The sequence below is a fragment of the Streptomyces sp. NPDC015345 genome, assembly GCF_043078805.1.
Taxonomy (GTDB): domain Bacteria; phylum Actinomycetota; class Actinomycetes; order Streptomycetales; family Streptomycetaceae; genus Streptomyces.
The window spans coordinates 900,090-917,389 of the sequence record NZ_JBIBTX010000001.1; the positions used below are offsets into that span (position 1 = coordinate 900,090).

Here is a 17,300-nt window from a genome sequence, read left to right on the forward strand (position 1 = left end):
CCGTTATGAAAATAACAGCGTTATGCTTCTGGCGGCGCAGCGGCGGGACGGGGGTCCACCGCTGCGCCTCTTGGTCCCGCGGGCTAGAAGCCGAGCTTCCGCAGCTGGCGGGGGTCCCGCTGCCAGTCCTTGGCCACCTTCACGTGCAGGTCGAGGAAGACCGGCGTACCGAGCAGCGCCTCGATCTGCTTGCGGGACCTGATGCCGACGTCCTTGAGCCGCTTGCCCTTGGGGCCGATGATGATGCCCTTCTGGCTGGGCCGCTCGATGTAGACGAACGCGTGGATGTCGAGCAGCGGCTTGTCCGCGGGCCGGTCCTCGCGCGGCAGCATCTCCTCCACCACGACCGCGATGGAGTGCGGCAGCTCGTCCCGCACGCCTTCGAGCGCGGCCTCGCGGATCAGCTCGGCGACCATGACCTGCTCGGGCTCGTCCGTGAGGTCGCCCTCGGGGTAGAGCGCGGGGCCCTCGGGCAGCAGCGGCACGATCAGGTCGGCGAGGAGGCTCACCTGCTGGTCGCCGACGGCCGACACGGGCACGATCTCGGCCCACTCGAAGCCGAGCTCCTTGCCGAGCTGGTCGATGGCGATGAGCTGCTCGGCGAGCGTCTTGCTGTCGACGAGGTCGGTCTTCGTGACGACCGCGATCTTCGGCGTCTTCTTGATGGAGGCGAGCTCCTTGGCGATGAAGCGGTCGCCGGGGCCGAGCTTCTCGTTCGCGGGCAGGCAGAAGCCGATGACGTCGACCTCGGCCCATGTGGTCCGTACGACGTCGTTGAGCCGCTCGCCGAGGAGCGTGCGCGGCTTGTGGAGCCCGGGGGTGTCCACCAGGATCAGCTGGGCGTCCGGGCGGTGCACGATGCCCCGCACGGTGTGCCGCGTGGTCTGCGGCTGGTTCGCGGTGATCGCGACCTTCTGGCCGACCAGAGCGTTCGTGAGGGTGGACTTGCCCGCGTTGGGGCGGCCGACGAAGCAGGCGAAGCCGGCGCGGTGGGCGGCCTCGGACGGCTCGGCTGATGACGGGGTACGAACGCTCATGGCGCCCATTGTCCCTGATCCCCGGAGCCCCGCCGCACCGCGAGCCCCCGCGGGGCCCGTGACGGCCGTCGATCCGGGACCCGCGACCGCCTCCCGCGCGGAGGCGTCCGCCCGCGTCAGCCCGCCTCGATCCTCGCCCGGACCTCACCATCGGGCCCCGCCAGGAAGACCGGCGTACCGGCCCCGCCGAGGTCACGCACGGCGGCGAGGTCCTCCGTGGTGAGCGCGTCGGCACCGGAGACCACGGCCGCGGCCTCCAGCGACTCGGCCCCCGAGGCGACCGCCATCGCCACGGCGGTCCGCAGCGCGGACAGCTGAAGCGACTCGAGGGCCACGGTCCCCGCCACGTACGTACGGCCCGTCTCGTCCCGCACGGCCGCGCCCTCGGGCACGCCGTTGCGGGCCCGGGCGGAACGGGCCAGGGTGACGATCTTGCGGTCCTCGGGACCGAGGTCGGTGCTCTGCGTCATGCCACGAGCATAAGGAGCACCCCACCACCACAGGGAGCCACCCCGCGCCAGGCGCGCACCACCGCCCGCCGGACCCGGTCCCGCGGCCGCCGGGACGGGGAGGCCACTCAGGGGCGGTCGAGGCGCAGTCGTCGGGCTCGGGGCAGGCCCGCGACCACCAGATCGTATGAGTCCTCGATCAGTTCCCTGAGCTGCCGGTCGGGGAGATCGCCGTCGACCGTCACCGTGTTCCAGTGGCGCTTGTTCATGTGCCAGCCCGGGGCGATCTCCGGGTGCGCGGCCCGCAGCTGGACCGCCAGGTCCGGGTCGCACTTGAGGTTGACGGTGAGCGGGTGTCCGCCGAGGGCCGTGAGCGCGAACATCTTCCCGGCCACCTTGAAGACGGAGGTCTCCGGGCCGAACGGGAAGTCCTCCACCGCGTCGTTGAAGGAGAGGCAGAACGTCCGCAGCTCATCGGGGGTCACTCGGGCTCTCCCTCCGCCGTCGCACCGGCGGGGGCGACCGGCTCCACCAGTACCGTCACGATCTTGTTCCGGCGGCCCGCGGCCGACTCCGCGGTGAGCTTCAGCTCCCGCCCGTCCGGCAGCGGCACGACCGCCGAGGCGCCCGCGATCGGGACCCTGCCCAGCTGCTTGGCGAGCAGGCCGCCGACCGTCTCCACGTCCTCGTCGTCGAACTCGTCGAACCCGAAGAGCTCCCCGAGGTCGCCGATGTCCAGCCGCGCCGTCACGCGGTAGCAGCCGTCCACCAGCTCCTCCACCGGCGGCAGCTCACGGTCGTACTCGTCGGTGATCTCCCCGACGATCTCCTCCAGGATGTCCTCGATGGTGACGATGCCGGCCGTGCCGCCGTACTCGTCGATGACCACGGCCACGTGGTTGCGCTCCTGCTGCATCTCGCGCAGCAGGTCGCCCGCGTTCTTCGTGTCGGGCACGAAGGTCGCGGGCCGCATCGCCGTGGAGACCAGCTCGGACTCGCTGTCCCGGTTGATGTGCGTCTTGCGGGCCAGGTCCTTGAGGTACACCATGCCGACGATGTCGTCCTCGCTCTCCCCCGTCACGGGTATGCGCGAGAAGCCGGAGCGCAGGGCGAGGGTGAGGGCCTGGCGGATCGTCTTGAACCGTTCGATGGCGACCAGGTCGGTGCGGGGCACCATGACCTCGCGCACCAGGGTGTCGCCGAGCTCGAAGACGGAGTGCACCATGCGGCGCTCCTCGTCCTCGATCAGGGACTCCTTCTCGGCGAGGTCGACCATCGCGCGCAGCTCCGCCTCGGAGGCGAAGGGGCCGCGCCGGAAGCCCTTGCCGGGCGTCAAGGCGTTGCCGATGAGGATCAGCAGGGGCGGGATGGGGCCCATGATCCGGGCCAGCGGCAGCAGGACGTACGCCGCCGCGGTCGCGGTGTTCAGCGGGTGCTGGCGGCCGATGGTGCGCGGGGAGACGCCCACGGCGACGTAGCTGACGAGGACCATCACGCCGATGGCGATCGCGAGGGCCTCCCAGGTGCGGTCGAACTCCTTGAGGCAGGCGTACGTCACCAGGGCCGAGGCGGCCATCTCGCACGCCACGCGCACCAGCAGCGCCACGTTGAGATAGCGGGTCGGGTCGGCGGCGACCTGCGCGAGCTTCGCGCTGCCGCGCCGCCCGGAGCGGACCGCCTCGTCGGCGCGGAAGCTGGAGACCCGGGCGATGCCGGCCTCGGCGCACGCCGCGAGCCAGGCCACGACGACCAGGGCGACGGCCCCGGCGATCAGCTGGAAACTCATGGCGCTAGGAGACGGTGGGCGCCGGGGAGGGGCCGGTGAGGCCCTTCTCCGCGCGCCAGCCGTCGACGATCGCCGCCTGGAGCCCGAACATCTCGGCCTTCTCGTCGGGCTCCTCGTGGTCGTACCCCAGCAGGTGCAGCACCCCGTGGACGGTCAGGAGCTGGAGCTCCTCGTCCATGGAGTGCTGCGTCGGGGCGTCCTTGCCCTGCTGGGTGGCGACCTCGGGGCAGAGCACGATGTCGCCGAGGAGGCCCTGCGGGGGCTCCTCGTCGTCCTTCATGGGCGGCCGCAGCTCGTCCATGGGGAAGGACATGACGTCCGTGGGCCCGGGCAGGTCCATCCACTGGATGTGCAGCTGCTCCATGGCGTCGGCGTCCACGACGATCACCGAGAGCTCGGAGAGCGGGTGGATGCGCATCCGCGCGAGGGCGTAGCGGGCGATGTCGAGGATCGCCTGCTCGTCGACCTCGGTTCCGGATTCGTTGTTGACGTCGATCGACATGGTGGTGCTGGTCTACTTCCCGTCGCGGCTGTCGTGCTGCTCGTACGCGTCGACGATACGGCCGACCAGCTTGTGCCGTACGACATCGTGGGACGTCAGGCGCGAGAAGTGGATGTCCTCGACGCCCTCCAGGATCTGCTGGACCTCGCGCAGGCCGCTCTTGGTGCCGCCCGGCAGGTCGACCTGGGTGACGTCACCGGTGATGACGATCTTCGAGTCGAAGCCGAGACGGGTGAGGAACATCTTCATCTGCTCGGCGCTGGTGTTCTGCGCCTCGTCGAGGATGATGAACGCGTCATTGAGCGTGCGGCCGCGCATGTAGGCCAGCGGCGCCACCTCGATCGTCCCCGCCGCCATCAGGCGCGGGATCGAGTCGGGGTCGAGCATGTCGTGCAGCGCGTCGTAGAGCGGGCGCAGGTACGGGTCGATCTTCTCGTAGAGCGTGCCGGGCAGGAAGCCGAGGCGCTCGCCCGCCTCGACCGCGGGCCGGGTCAGGATGATGCGGTTGACCTGCTTGGACTGGAGCGCCTGGACGGCCTTGGCCATGGCCAGGTACGTCTTGCCCGTACCGGCGGGGCCGATGCCGAAGACGATGGTGTGCTTGTCGATCGCGTCGACGTACCGCTTCTGGTTCAGCGTCTTGGGGCGGATGGTGCGTCCGCGCGACGAGAGGATGTTCTGCGTGAGGACCTCGGCGGGGGTCTCCTCCGCGCCGCTGCCGTTCTCGTCCGCCCTCAGCATGGCGATCGAGCGTTCCACTGCGTCCTCCGTCATCGGCTGACCGGTGCGGAGCACCAGCATCATCTGGTCGAACAAGCGCTGGATGAGGGCGACTTCGTGGGCGGTGCCCACGGCGCTGATCTCATTGCCCCGGACATGGATGTCGGCCGCCGGGAAGGCCTTCTCGATCACGCGCAGCAGGGCGTCGCCGGAACCGAGGACGGTCACCATCGGATGCTTCGCCGGGACCGTGAAGTGGGCTCGCGCCTGGTCCTGCGCCGTGTGAGTTGTGGGTGTCTGAGTCATGGGCCGGCTCTGAAGGCCTGCTCATCCTCCTCGTGCGGGGCTTGGTGGCCGCTCGACAGCCTTGCACTGCCAAGGGTACGACGCGGCACTGTCGGCGCCGTAGGGCTTTTCCGCCGGGGCGGCTACGCCGAGCGGAAGCCGATGGTCGGCACCGCCCTGCGCAGCGGCCACGGACGGCTCGCGGCCGGCAGCAGCTCCTCCAGGAAGCTGTACCGCCGCAGCGCCACCGGGTCCTGCTCGTCGAACTCCCGTACGCGCCGCCACCAGGCCCCCACCTCCGCCCAGCCGGGCGCGGACAGGGACCCGCCGAACTCCTGCACGGAGAGCGCCGCGGTGAGCCCGGCGAAGGCCAGCCGGTCGGCCAGCGGCCAGCCCGCCAGCGTCCCGGTGACGAAGCCCGCCACGAAGACGTCCCCGGCCCCGGTGGGGTCGAGCGCCTCCACCTCGATGGCGGGGACGTCGGCGGTCTCGCCGGTCCGCGCGTCCACCGCGTACGCCCCTTCCGCGCCCAGCGTCACGACCGCCAGCGGCACGTGATCGGTCAGGGCCCTGGCCGCGGCCCGCGGGCAGGACGTGCGGGTGTAGCGCATCGCCTCCTCGGCGTTGGGCAGGAACGCCTCGCAGTGCCCCAGGTCGGCGAGTCCGGCGAGGTCCCACCGCCCGGTGTCGTCCCAGCCGACGTCGGCGAAGATCCGGGTGCCGCTGCGGGCGGCCTGCGCGATCCAGGGAGCGCGGACGCCGGGCGTCAAGGAGGCGACGGCGGCGCGGGCGCGGGGCGGACAGGAGGGGGCGCCGCCGTCCGGGGCGTCGGCGTCGGGGGGCGGCTCGTGGCCGTGGCTGACCATGGTCCGCTCGCCCTCGTACGCCATGGAGACCGTCACCGGGGTGTGCCAGCCGGGCACGATCCGGGACGAGGCGAGGTCGATGCCCTCGCCCCCTTCGAGGGCGTCCCAGCAGTACTCCCCGTAGTGGTCGTCGCCGAAGGCGGCGGCCAGGGACGTGTGCAGGCCGAGACGGGCGAGCGCGGTCGCCATGTTCGCGACGCCGCCGGGGCTCGACCCCATGCCGCGCGCCCAGGACTCGGTCCCGCGCACGGGCGCGGAGTCGAGCCCGGTGAAGATGATGTCGAGGAAGACCGTGCCGGTGAGGTAGACGTCGCAGGCCGGGTCGCCGGCTCTGCGGGCCGCCTTCAGCGGGTCGACGGTGGGCTGTACGGGTACGACCATGCAGGCAACGTAACGGACGGCGCGCCCTGGAGGCCGGGGTTACCGGTGTGCCGCGAGGTGCGGGGCACTACCAGCGCGGCACCGCCGGAGTCGTCCACCCGGGGTCGGCCACCCGCATCGCCGCCGCGTCGTCCCGCTCCCGCAGGGCGCGGAAGTCCTCGTCGAGCCAGCGCGCGTGCAGGGCGGCGAGCTTGTCCCGGTCGAGCTCGACGCCGAGGCCGGGGGTGTCGGTGACGGCGACCTTGCCGCCGGTGAACCGCGGGCGGGAGGTCAGCACGTCCTCGGACTGCCAGGGGTAGTGCGAGTCGCAGGCGTGGTCGAGGCCGGGCACGGTCGCCGCCACGTGGGTCATCGCGGCGAGGCTGATGCCCAGGTGGGTGTTGGAGTGCATGGAGACGGCGACCCCGAACGTCCGGCACACCGCGGCCAGCTCCCGCGTGCGCCGCAGCCCGCCCCAGTAGTGGTGGTCGGAGAGGACGACCTGCACGGCGCCCTTCGCGAAGGCCTCCGGGATCTCCTGGAAGGTGGTCACGCACATGTTCGTGGCGAGCGGCACGGACGTCCGGGCCGCGACCTCGGCCATGGCGGGCGTGCCGAGCGCGGGGTCCTCCAGGTACTCCAGTACGTCGCCGAGCTCGGCGGCGACCTTCAGCGACGTCTCCACCGACCAGGCCCCGTTGGGGTCGAGCCGCAGCGGCCTGCCGGGGAAGGCTTCGGCGAGGGCGCGGATGGCGGCGACCTCCTCGTCCGGCGGGAAGACGCCGCCCTTGAGCTTGAAGGACCCGAAGCCGTGGCGCTCGGTGAACAGCCGGGCCTGGGCGACGATCCCGGCCGGGTCGAGGGCGGCGCCCCACCCGTCGTCCGGCTCGCTCGCGCGGCCCGCGGGATGCTCGGCCCACTTGTAGAACAGGTAGGCGCTGTACTCGACGGCGTCCCGTACCTTGCCGCCGAGCAGGGCGTGGACGGGCAGCCCGAGCGCCTTGCCGAGCGCGTCCAGGCAGGCGACCTCGAACCCGGAGACGACCGACAGCCGCAGCTTGTCGGCGCTCTGCACGCCGCGCAGACCGCCGACATCCACCGCGTCGTCCACCCGGTCCGCGTCGACGGCCACCTCGTCCGCGAGTGTGAACAGCCGGTTCACATCGGAGACCCGGCACCCCGGCAGCCGCTCGGCCAGGGGCCGCGCGAGCTCCAGGTACTTCCCGTCGCCGTAGGTCTCCCCGATCCCGGTCACCCCGCCCGCCGTGACCACCTCGACGATGAGGCGCGGCGTGTAGGGCTGGTGGACGCCCTGGGTGTTGAGCAGCGGTGGGTCGGCGACCAGGACCGGCGTGAGGCGGACATCGGTGATGACCAAGCTCTGTCCATACATGAGAACGGAGACTAGGTATGCGAATGACCACCCGTCAATGGTGCGGGACGACCGTGGTGGGGCGCTACAGCTCCGCCTCGATCAGATCCGCCGCCCGCGAGGTGCCGCCCTCCGCCCGGACCTCCGCCTTCAACCGCGCGCAGCGCTCGGCGACTTCGGGGTCCGAGACCAGAGCGAGCAGCGCCGACCGCAGCGCGTCACCCGTGGCGTCCTCCGTGTCCAGGCGCCGCGCCACGCCCAGTTCCACCAGCCGGTCCGCGTTCATCGGCTGCTCGGCCCCCTGCGGTACGGCGATCATCGGCACACCGGTGTAGAGCCCCTCACTGGAACTGCCCATGCCGGCATGGGTGACGAACGCGTCGGCCTGCTCCAGGATCGCCAACTGCGGCACCCAGGAGCGGACCTCGATGTTCGCGGGCAGGTTCGCGCCCAGCTCGGCGGGGTCGACGTGCTTGCCGATCTGGAGGACGACATGCCAGCCCGGCAAATCCCCGAAGGCGGCCACGCACCGGCGGTAGAACTCGGGCTGCTTGGTGTACGCCGAGCCGAGCGAGACCAGGAGCACCTTCTCGGCGCCCTCGGGACGCGCCCAGCCGCCCCGCCGCGCACGGTCGCCGAAGCACGGCCCGACGAAGTCGACCCGGGGGCCCACGGTGTCCGCGTGCGGCTGCATCGCCCGCGGGATCGTGGCGAGGGCCCGCGGCGGGACGCCCGAGAACTCGCCGACGTCGAGCGTGGTGGCCCCGCACCCGGCGAGCCACTCCTTGAAGCGGGCCTCCAGCACATCGGCGCCGGGAAGTCGCGCGAGATGCGCGCCGACGTCCTCCTGGTAGCTGCCCCAGGCCACGAAGGTCGGCGAGAGCTGCACGACGGGCCGCCCCTGTGCCTCGGCGAGCGCCCGGCCGACGTACGCGCCGATGTCGTACAGGTACAGGTCCGCGGGGTCGTCGTCGTACACCGCGCGCAGCTGCGGGAGCACCGCCATCGCGTCGTCGAGGAAGAGCGCGCTCGCCTCGATCGGGTCGTCGGGCCAGATGTTGTCGCGGTGCGGGAGCGTCGAGTCGTACGGGACGAGTTCGGCGCCGGTGGGCTCGATCAGGTGGGCGACGGCCGGGTCGTCGGCGTACGTCACGCGGTGGCCGCGCGCGGCCAGCTCACGGATGATCTCCAGGCCGGGCAGCACATGGCTGATCATCGGCACGCCGATCATGGCGATATGGGCACGCCGACGGGAGGGTCCACGGGATGACATGAGGGATCCTTCGAGTACAGAGCTACGGAGTCAGGGACAAGGCACGACGGGCCGCCGCCCCGGCCCCGAAGGGCGGGCGGTGGCCACGGGAAGCCGTGTCAGCCGTAGATCTGCGCGATGGAGTCCATACCGGGACCGTAGCCCGGCACCCGGCGGTCGGTCGAACGAATAAGTTCAGTCGAACGAATAGGCCTCGACCTCGGCGAGGTAGCGCGCCCGCAGTTCCTCGTCCGCGGCGTTCCGGTCGAGGAAGGCCGCCTCGAAGGAGTTCCGCGCCAGCGTGCGCAGCTGCTCCTGGCCGATGCCGAGCGCCTCGCGCACGGCGTGGAAGGTGTCGTCGACGTATCCGCCGAAGTAGGCCGGGTCGTCGGAGTTGACCGTGCACATCAGCCCGGCGTCGAGCATCCGCGCCAGCGGGTGTTCCTCGAGCATGTCGATGGCGCGCAGCCGGACGTTGGAGAGCGGGCAGAGCGTGAGCGGCACGCGCTCGCGGGCCAGGCGCTCGACCAGCTCCGGGTCCTCCATGCAGCGCAGCCCGTGGTCGACGCGCTCGACGCGCAGCACGTCCAGGGCCTCGGTGATGTACGCGGGCGGGCCCTCCTCGCCGGCGTGCGCGACGAGCCGCAGGCCGAGGGCGGCGGCGGCCTCGTACACCTCCTTGAACTTGACCGGCGGGTGGCCGACCTCGGCGGAGTCGAGGCCGACGCCGATGATCCGGTCGAGGTAGGGCTCGGCGGCACGGAGCGTCTCCATCGCGGACTCGGCGGACTCATCGCGCAGGAAGCACATGATGAGGCGCGTGGAGACGCCGTGCCGCTCCTCGCTGCGGTCCAGCGCGCGGGACAGGCCCTCGATGACGGTGCCGATGGGCACGCCGCGCGCGATGTGGGCCTGCGGGTCGAAGAAGATCTCCGCGTGCCGCACGCCCTGGGCTGCGGCGCGGGTGAGGTAGGCGTCCGCGAGTTCCTCGAAGTCGGCCTCGGTGCGCAGCACGGCCATCAGGCCGTAGTACAGGTCGAGGAAGGACTGGAGGTCCTCGAAGAGGTAGGCCTTGCGCAGCTCTTCGGTGTCGGCGTAGGGCAGCTCGACGTCGTTGCGCGCGGCCAGCGCGAAGGCCAGCTCGGGTTCGAGGGTGCCTTCGATGTGGAGGTGGAGTTCGGCCTTGGGGATCGGCATGGTGCGGTCTCGCTCAGTTCTGTGCTGTGTGGGGGCTGTGCTGTGCGGGGGTCAGGTGCGTTTGGGCAGGGGGATGCGCGACAGGTCGCGGGCGACGGTGAGTTCGCCGTCGTAACCGGCGGCGCGGGCCTGCTGTTCATAGGCGCCCGGGTCGGGGTAGCGCTGGCTGAAATGCGTCAGCACGAGATGCCGTACGCCCGCGTCGACGGCGACCCGAGCCGCCTGACCGGCCGTCAGATGGCCGTGGTCGGCGGCGAGTTGCTCGTCCTCGTCGAGGAACGTCGACTCGATGACCAGCATGTCGCACCCCTCGGCGAGCGCGTGCACGCCGTCGCAGAGCCGGGTGTCCATCACGAAGGCGAACCGCTGCCCGCGCCGCGCCTCGCTCACCTCGTCCAGCGTGACGCCGCCGAGGGCGCCCTCCTTCTGGAGCCGCCCGACGTCGGGCCCCTTGATGCCGCGCTCGGCCAGCAGCTCCGGCAGCATGCGGCGCCCGTCGGGCTCGATGAGGCGGTAGCCGTACGACTCGACGGGGTGGGAGAGCTTCCTCGCCTCGAGGGTGTACGAGGGGGTGGTGGCCAGCGGCCCGTCGGCGGCGACCGGGGCCTCGGCGAGCGCGACGGTCTCGCGGTAGGCCGTCGCGTACCGCAGCCGGTCGAAGAAGCGCTGCCCGGACGCCGGGTAGTGGGCGGTGACGGGGTGCGGGACCCGGTCGAGGTTGAGGCGCTGGATCACCCCGGCGAGGCCGAGGCTGTGGTCGCCGTGGAAGTGGGTGACGCAGATCCGGTGCAGGTCGTGCGCGGCGACCCCGGCGCGCAGCATCTGCCGCTGCGTGCCCTCGCCGGGGTCGAACATGATGCCCTGGCCGTCCCAGAGCAGCACGTAGCCGTTGTGGTTGCGGTGCCGGGTCGGGACCTGGCTGGCGGTGCCGAGCACCACCAGTTCACGTGAGGACAAGAGGGGTCGGCCCCGCTATCCGGGAGGCCACTGGAGGCCGCGGCCGCCCAGGATGTGCGCGTGCGCGTGGAAGACGGTCTGGCCCGCGCCTGCGCCGGTGTTGAAGACGATGCGGTAGCTCTCCGCCTTCTCCTCGGTGGCGACTTCCTGGGCCTCCCGCAGCACGTCGGCGGCGATCTGCGGTTCGGCGGCGGCCAGCGCCGCGGCATCGGGGTGGTGCACCTTGGGGATGACCAGGACGTGCGTCGGGGCCTGCGGGTTGATGTCACGGAAGGCGAGGGTCGTCTCCGTCTCCCGGACCACGGTCGCCGGCACCTCGCCCGCGACGATCTTGCAGAACAGACAGTCGCTTCGCGCTTCGCCCGCCATGGGTCCGGCCTCCTCAGGAGCAGTGATCGGTACGCACGGAATGCTATCCCTCCCCGCCGCGCGGCGGCGGGGCGCCGGGCCTACGGCGTCCCGGGCAGGGCCGGCGCGGTCTTCGCGGGGTTCTCCGCCAGCGCGGCGAGCGCGAGGCGCACCGCCTCGTCCAACTGCGGGTCACGGCCCGCCGCGTAGTCGTCCGGGGTGGTCACGACCTCGACGTCGGGTTCGACGCCGTGGTTCTCCACCCCCCACCCCTGGCTCTCCAGCCAGAACGCGTACTTCGGCTGCGTCACCAGTGTGCCGTCCACCAGGTAATAGCGGCTGTCGATGCCGACGACGCCGCCCCAGGTGCGCGTGCCGACCACGGGCCCGATGCCGAGCGCCCGGATCGCCCCGTTGACGATGTCGCCGTCGGACCCGGAGAACTCGTTGGCGACGGCGACGACGGGCCCGCGCGGCGCGTCCAGGGGGTAGCTGAGGGGCCGTGAGCCGCGCGGCAGGTCCCAGCCGACGACGCGGCGCGCCAGCTTCTCCACGACAAGCTGGGAGGTGTGGCCGCCGCGGTTCTCCCGTACGTCGACCACCAGGCCCTCGCGGGTGACCTCGACGCGCAGGTCACGGTGGATCTGCGCCCAGCCGGGCGCCTGCATGTCGGGGACGTGGAGATAGCCGAGGCGGCCCTGCGAGCGCTCGGCGACGTACGCCCGCCGGTCCGCGACCCACGCGTGGTAGCGCAGCGGCTCCTCGTCGGCGACGGGGACCACCACGGCGTGCCGGGGGTCGCCGCCGCCCGAGGGCGAGACGGTCAGCTCGACGGGCTTGCCCGCGGTGCCGACGAGCAGCGGTCCGGGCCCGGTGACGGGGTCGACCGGCCGGCCGTTGACCTCGATCAGCGCGTCGCCGGGGCGGACCGCGACGCCGGGCGCCGCCAGCGGGGAGCGCGCGGCGGGGTCGGAGGTCTCCGAGGGCAGGACGCGGTCGACGCGCCACAGGCCGTCCTCGCCCCGCGAGAGGTCCGCGCCGAGGAGCCCCTGCCGCAGCGCGGAGCCGCCGCCCGAGCCGCCGGGGACGACGTACGCGTGCGAGGTGCCCAGCTCGCCCTGCACCTCCCAGAGCAGGTCGATGAGGTCGTCGTGGGTGGCGACGCGGTCGAGCACGGGCCGGTAGCGCTCCAGGACGCCGTCCCAGTCGACGCCGCCCATGTCGGGCCGCCAGAAGTTGTCCCGCATGAGGCGGCCCGTCTCGTCGTACATCTGGCGCCACTCGGCGGCCGGGTCGACGGTGTGGCGGATGCGGGTCAGGTCGACGGAGATGTTCGAGTCGCTGTCCTCGTCGCCCGAGGCGCGCCGGTCGCTGGGCACCACCTTCAGCTTGCCGTCGGTCCACAGCAGGACCCGCTTGCCGTCGCCGGTTACCGCGAAGTGGTCGGCGCCGGAGGCCAGTTCCTCCACTCGGCGCTGGGCGAAGTCGTACCGCTCCAGCTCGGTGTGCGGTTCCGGGTCGGACGGGGTGGCCCGGGAGGCGCCGAGGACGCCCCGCACGGGGTGGCGCAGCCAGAGCAGGCCGTCCTTGGCGGCGCGCAACGTCGTATAGCGGGCGGCCTCGACGGGGAACGCCACGATGCGGTCGGCGAGCCCGTCGAAGTCGACGCGGGTGACGGGCGCGCCCTCGCTGTCGGGTGTCTCGGCGCCGGGGCTGTCCTGTCCTTCGAAGGGCCTGCCGTGCCGCTGCGGCCCGAACGGCGACGGCGTGGCCGCGGCGAGCGTCAGGAGGTGGGGCCGGGAGCCGCCGACGAAGGCGAGGTCGAAGACGTGCTCGTCGTAGACCGGGTCGAAGGCGCGCGCGGAGAGGAAGGCGAGGTGCTTGCCGTCGAGTGTGAACGCGGGCGAGTAGTCGCGGAAGCGCAGCGGGGTCGCCTCGGACACCGACAGGTCGGCGGTGCCCGCCAGCTTGAGCTGACGCAGCGGGCTCGGTCCCGGGTGCGACCAGGCGAGCCAGGCGGAGTCGGGCGAGAAGACGAGCCCGGTGACCTCGCCGTCCTCGCTGCGGTCGACCTCGCGGACCTCGCCGCTCTCCCGCTCGACGAGCAGGACGCGCCCGTCGTGCGAGGCGACGGCGGCCCGGCTGCCGTCCGGCGACATGGCGAGCCCGAGGACCCGGCCGAGCTGCCCGGCGGCGAGCCTGCGCGGAGTCGCGCCGGGCGCCGGGCCGGTGGCGGGGGCGAACTCCAGCGCCTCGTCGCCCTCGGCGTCGGTCACCCACACGACGTGCTCCTCGCCCGCCACGCGGAAGGTGCGGGGCAGCCGGGCGCGCACGCCCTGCGTGGCGGCGAGCGCGCGGGCCGGGCCCTCGCGGTGCGTGACCCAGTGCACGGAGCCGCGTACGGAGACGGCGCTGCCGCGGCCGGTGTGGTCGGGCGCGGCGGTGCCGAACCAGCGGGCGGCGGCCACGGGGTGCGGCTGGAGGTCGGCGCGCTGGCCGCCGAGGCGGATGTCCGGGCCGCGGGGCAGCCGGGCGCGCACGCCCTGCGTGGCGGCGAGCGCGCGGGCCGGGCCCTCGCGGTGCGTGACCCAGTGCACGGAGCCGCGTACGGAGACGGCGCTGCCGCGGCCGGTGTGGTCGGGCGCGGCGGTGCCGAACCAGCGGGCGGCGGCCACGGGGTGCGGCTGGAGGTCGGCGCGCTGGCCGCCGAGGCGGATGTCCGGGCGGCGCGGCTCGGCGCCGGCCAGGTCGTCCAGGAGCCACAGTTCACCGGCGCTCATATAGATCACGCGGGTGCCGTCGGTGGCGGCGTGCCGGGCGTAGAAACCTTCCCCACGAGGGGTGTGGCGGCGCAGGTCGGAGCCGTCGGGCAGGGAGGAGTAGAGGGCGCCGACGCCTTCGTGGTCGGAGAGGAAGGCGATCCGCTCCCCCACCCAGAGCGGGTACTCGATGTTCCCGTCGAACTCTTCGTGGAGGCGTACGAACTCGGTGTCCGCCGCCTCGCGGATCCACAGCTTGCCCGCGGTGCCGCCCCGGTACCGCTTCCACCGGGCGGCCTCGCGTCCCATGGGGGCGGAGACCAGCAGGACCTGCCCGTCGGGGCCGTGCGTGGCGTCGCCGACCAGGCCGTAGGGCAGGGTGGCCGCGGGGCCGCCGTCCAGCGGCACGGCCCGCGCCCAGCTGCGGCTCGGTGCGGCCTGGCCCGCGGCGGAGACCGCGAGGACCTGCCCGTCGGGGGTCCAGCCGCGCACGCCCGTCTGCCAAGTGCCCCAGTACGTCAGCCTCTTGGAGGGGCCGCCGTCGACGGGCGCGATGTGCACCTCGGGCGACCCGTCACGGGTGGACGTCCAGGCGACGGTGGTGCCGTCCGGGGAGATGCGGGGATGGTCGACGGGCACGTTGTCGGCGCTGACCCGCCAGGCGCGGCCCCCGTCGAGGGGGGCGACCCAGACGTCGTCCTCAGCCGTGAACGTGGCCAACTCGCCGTGGATGTGCGGATACCGGAGGTACGCAGTCTGTGTCACACCGACCAGCCTAGGCAGGCGCCGCGTGGCCCGGAAGCGGTTTGGATCACTTCGGCCGGGGCGGCCGCCCGGCGGGCCACGTCACTTCCCCGGCGCGCAGTCGCAGGTCGGGGGCGGCGGGGCGGGCGTGACGGTCACCGTCACGGTCACGGTGGGGCGGGGCTCGGGCCGGTCGTCGGAGGGCGGCGGCTGGGAGGGCGGCTGGTGGGAGGAGCCGGGCGGGGCCGGGCTCCCGCCGTCACCGTCACCGTCGCCGGCACCGCAGTCGCCGAGCACATCGACCTGGAACCACTGCTTGCCGTCGACCTTGGCGGTGAGGTTGCCGCGTACGCAGCGGTCGTCGACGAAGGAGGACACCTTGCCCTTGATGGTGATGTCTTTGTTGCCGTCGTCGCCGCCGGACTCGCCCTGGCAGTCCACCTCCACCACGGCCTTCTGCGTGGGCTCGCCGCTCTTGGGTGTCACCCGGTCCTGGTAGCGGGCGGTGCAGCTGAGCCATGCCACGTCGAGCTTCTGGCGCTCCAGCTCCTTGGTGCCCATCCGGTCGGTGGTGAGCGCGACCGCCGCGGTGTTGAGACCGCCGTTCGCGGGGTCGCACGCGGTGACGCCGAGCGTGGCGGCGCCGACGAGCCCGACGGCGTACAGGATCGGCGCACGCCGTTGCCATGCGTGCCGTTGCCGTAGTCGCCTCAATGCCCCCATACACGGCAGAGTGCCACCCTCCAAGCGGGGGCGGTAGACCGCTTGCGGCCATCCGGCGACCGGGGCCCGCGGCCGCCGGTCAGGACCAGCGGCCCGTGCGGCCGAGGAGCAGCGCGGTCGCCGCGGTCCCCGCGGTCGAGGTGCGCAACACACTACGTCCGAGGCGGTACGGCTTCGCGCCCGCCTCGGCGAAGGCCGCCAACTCGTCCGGACAGACGCCCCCTTCGGGCCCGACGACGAGCACGATCCGTCCGCTCGCCGGGAGTTCGGCGGTGGCCAGCGGCTCGCTGCCCTCCTCGTGCAGGACGGCCGCGAAGTCGGCGCCCGCGAGGAGGGCGGCGACCTGCTTGGTGGACGCCGCGTCCGCGACCTCGGGGAAGCGCACCCGGCGCGACTGCTTGCCCGCCTCACGCGCGGTCGCCCGCCACTTGGCGAGCGCCTTCAGGCCCCGCTCGCCCTTCCACTGCGTGATGCAGCGCGACGCGGTCCACGGCACGACCGCGTCCACGCCGGTCTCCGTCATGGTCTCGACGGCGAGTTCCCCGCGGTCGCCCTTGGGCAGCGCCTGGACGACGGTGATGTGGGGCGACTCCTCGGGCTCCTCGGTCACGGAGTCCATCCGTACGACGAGCCGGTCCTTGCCCTCGGTGTCGAGGACCACGCAGTGCGCCCACCGTCCGGCGCCGTCGGTCAGGACGACGTCCTCACCGGCGCGCAACCGCTTCACGGAGACGGCGTGGCGCCCTTCGGGGCCGTCCAGCACGTACCGCCTGTCGGCGGGCGCGTCGAAGTGTTCGACGACGAAGACGGGGGCGGTCACGCCTCGCCTCCACGCGTCAACGTGTCCTTGGCGTCGGCCAGTTCGGCCGCGAGGACCTCCACGAGCTGTCCGGCGGGCAGCTCCCTGGCGAGCCGGTGGCCCTGCCCCGCCCAGAGCGCCATGCCCTGCGCGTCACCGGCCTTCGCGGCGGCCTTGCGCAGGCCGCTGGTCAGGTGGTGCACCTGGGGGTAGGCGGCGGGGGCGTACGGGCCGTGCTCGCGCATGAAGCGGTTGACGAGGCCGCGCGCGGGCCGCCCGGAGAACGCCCGGGTCAGCTCGGTCCGCACGAACAACGGGTTGGTCATGGCCTGCTTGTGCAGGGTGTGGGCGCCCGACTCGGGCGTGACCAGGAACGCCGTGCCGAGCTGCGCGGCGTCCGCGCCCGCCGCGAGCACCGCGGCGATCTGCGCGCCGCGCATCAGGCCGCCGCTGGCGACCAGGGGGATCTGCACGGTCTCGCGGATCTGCGTGATGAGGGAGAGCAGCCCGATCCCGGCGCCGTCGGCCTCGGGGTTGTCGCGGTGGGTGCCCTGGTGGCCGCCCGCCTCGACGCCCTGCACGCACACGGCGTCCGCGCCTGCCCACTGGGCGGTCTGCGCCTCCTCCGGTGTGGTGACGGTGACGACGGTGAGGGTGCCGACGCGGGCGAAGGAGTCGAGCACGTCGCGGGTGGGGCACCCGAAGGTGAAGGAGACGACCGGCACCGGGTCGTCGAGCAGGATGGCGAGCTTGGCGTCGTACCCGTCGTCGCGCCCGCTGTCCGGGTCGCCGAGCTGCGCCTCGTACCAGGTGGCCTCACCGGCGAGCTGGCTGCGGTAGACGTCGATCGCGGCGGCGTCCGCGGTGTCGGGCTGCGGCATGAAGAGATTGACGCCGAAGGGCCGCGAGGTCAGGCCCCGCAGCTGCTTGATCTCCTGGTACATCCCGTCGGCGGTCTTGTACCCGGCGGCGAGAAAGCCCAGGGCGCCGCCCTCACAGACGGCCGCGGCCAACCGCGGGCAGGACGCGCCGCCCGCCATGGGGGCCTGCACGATCTGATGGCGGCAGAGATCGGTCAGTGCGGAGGACATGCACGCATCGTGCCACGGTCCTCGGGCCGCGCCGAATCGCGCACCCGCACCGG

Annotated in this window: 16 protein-coding genes; all 16 read right to left on the reverse strand. The window is 72.9% G+C overall.

What is annotated here, in order from left to right:
* Positions 1 to 83 precede the first annotated feature (83 nt).
* Positions 84 to 1,046, reverse strand: coding sequence for a GTPase Era (gene era / locus ACF062_RS04130; protein ID WP_392135383.1), 963 nt, complete (start codon positions 1,044 to 1,046; stop codon positions 84 to 86).
* A gap of 107 nt (positions 1,047 to 1,153) precedes the next feature.
* Positions 1,154 to 1,507 carry a cytidine deaminase gene (locus ACF062_RS04135; protein WP_392135386.1) on the reverse strand — a complete coding sequence of 118 codons (354 nt, stop codon included), beginning with the start codon at positions 1,505 to 1,507 and terminating at the stop codon, positions 1,154 to 1,156.
* Between the two features lie 107 nt (positions 1,508 to 1,614).
* Positions 1,615 to 1,971, reverse strand: a complete 357-nt coding sequence (locus tag ACF062_RS04140; protein ID WP_392135389.1) for an MmcQ/YjbR family DNA-binding protein — start codon at positions 1,969 to 1,971, stop codon at positions 1,615 to 1,617.
* Positions 1,968 to 3,272, reverse strand: coding sequence for a hemolysin family protein (locus ACF062_RS04145; protein ID WP_223774582.1), 1,305 nt, complete (start codon positions 3,270 to 3,272; stop codon positions 1,968 to 1,970). The genes ACF062_RS04140 and ACF062_RS04145 overlap by 4 nt, the downstream gene beginning before the upstream one ends.
* Positions 3,273 to 3,276: 4 nt before the next feature.
* Complete coding sequence (gene ybeY / locus ACF062_RS04150; RefSeq protein WP_205038273.1) at positions 3,277 to 3,774, reverse strand: rRNA maturation RNase YbeY; 498 nt, start codon at positions 3,772 to 3,774, stop codon at positions 3,277 to 3,279.
* Positions 3,775 to 3,786: 12 nt separating this feature from the next.
* Positions 3,787 to 4,800: a PhoH family protein gene (locus ACF062_RS04155; protein WP_356573353.1), complete on the reverse strand. Its 1,014-nt coding sequence runs from the start codon at positions 4,798 to 4,800 to the stop codon at positions 3,787 to 3,789.
* A 122-nt stretch (positions 4,801 to 4,922) separates the two neighbouring features.
* Positions 4,923 to 6,026 (reverse strand): PfkB family carbohydrate kinase, encoded by a 1,104-nt coding sequence (locus ACF062_RS04160; protein ID WP_320590989.1) that lies wholly within the window; start codon positions 6,024 to 6,026, stop codon positions 4,923 to 4,925.
* Positions 6,027 to 6,093: 67 nt separating this feature from the next.
* Complete coding sequence (locus tag ACF062_RS04165) at positions 6,094 to 7,398, reverse strand: glucarate dehydratase family protein (protein ID WP_392135394.1); 1,305 nt, start codon at positions 7,396 to 7,398, stop codon at positions 6,094 to 6,096.
* A 64-nt stretch (positions 7,399 to 7,462) separates the two neighbouring features.
* A complete protein-coding gene (locus ACF062_RS04170) occupies positions 7,463 to 8,650 on the reverse strand; it encodes a macrolide family glycosyltransferase (RefSeq protein ID WP_392135396.1) in 1,188 nt (395 codons plus the stop codon).
* 174 nt (positions 8,651 to 8,824) lie between these two features.
* Positions 8,825 to 9,826: an adenosine deaminase gene (locus tag ACF062_RS04175; protein ID WP_392135399.1), complete on the reverse strand. Its 1,002-nt coding sequence runs from the start codon at positions 9,824 to 9,826 to the stop codon at positions 8,825 to 8,827.
* 51 nt (positions 9,827 to 9,877) lie between these two features.
* Positions 9,878 to 10,783 (reverse strand): ribonuclease Z, encoded by a 906-nt coding sequence (locus tag ACF062_RS04180; protein WP_392135401.1) that lies wholly within the window; start codon positions 10,781 to 10,783, stop codon positions 9,878 to 9,880.
* A gap of 15 nt (positions 10,784 to 10,798) precedes the next feature.
* Positions 10,799 to 11,152, reverse strand: coding sequence for a histidine triad nucleotide-binding protein (locus tag ACF062_RS04185; protein WP_392135404.1), 354 nt, complete (start codon positions 11,150 to 11,152; stop codon positions 10,799 to 10,801).
* Between the two features lie 80 nt (positions 11,153 to 11,232).
* Positions 11,233 to 14,655 carry a S41 family peptidase gene (locus ACF062_RS04190; protein WP_392135407.1) on the reverse strand — a complete coding sequence of 1,141 codons (3,423 nt, stop codon included), beginning with the start codon at positions 14,653 to 14,655 and terminating at the stop codon, positions 11,233 to 11,235.
* A gap of 81 nt (positions 14,656 to 14,736) precedes the next feature.
* Complete coding sequence (locus ACF062_RS04195; protein ID WP_392135410.1) at positions 14,737 to 15,357, reverse strand: hypothetical protein; 621 nt, start codon at positions 15,355 to 15,357, stop codon at positions 14,737 to 14,739.
* Positions 15,358 to 15,436: 79 nt separating this feature from the next.
* Positions 15,437 to 16,177 carry a 16S rRNA (uracil(1498)-N(3))-methyltransferase gene (locus ACF062_RS04200; RefSeq protein WP_392135412.1) on the reverse strand — a complete coding sequence of 247 codons (741 nt, stop codon included), beginning with the start codon at positions 16,175 to 16,177 and terminating at the stop codon, positions 15,437 to 15,439.
* On the reverse strand, positions 16,174 to 17,247 hold the full coding sequence (locus tag ACF062_RS04205; protein WP_392135415.1) for a nitronate monooxygenase: 1,074 nt from the start codon (positions 17,245 to 17,247) through the stop codon (positions 16,174 to 16,176). Before ACF062_RS04205 ends, ACF062_RS04200 begins: the two co-directional genes overlap by 4 nt.
* Positions 17,248 to 17,300 lie beyond the last annotated feature (53 nt).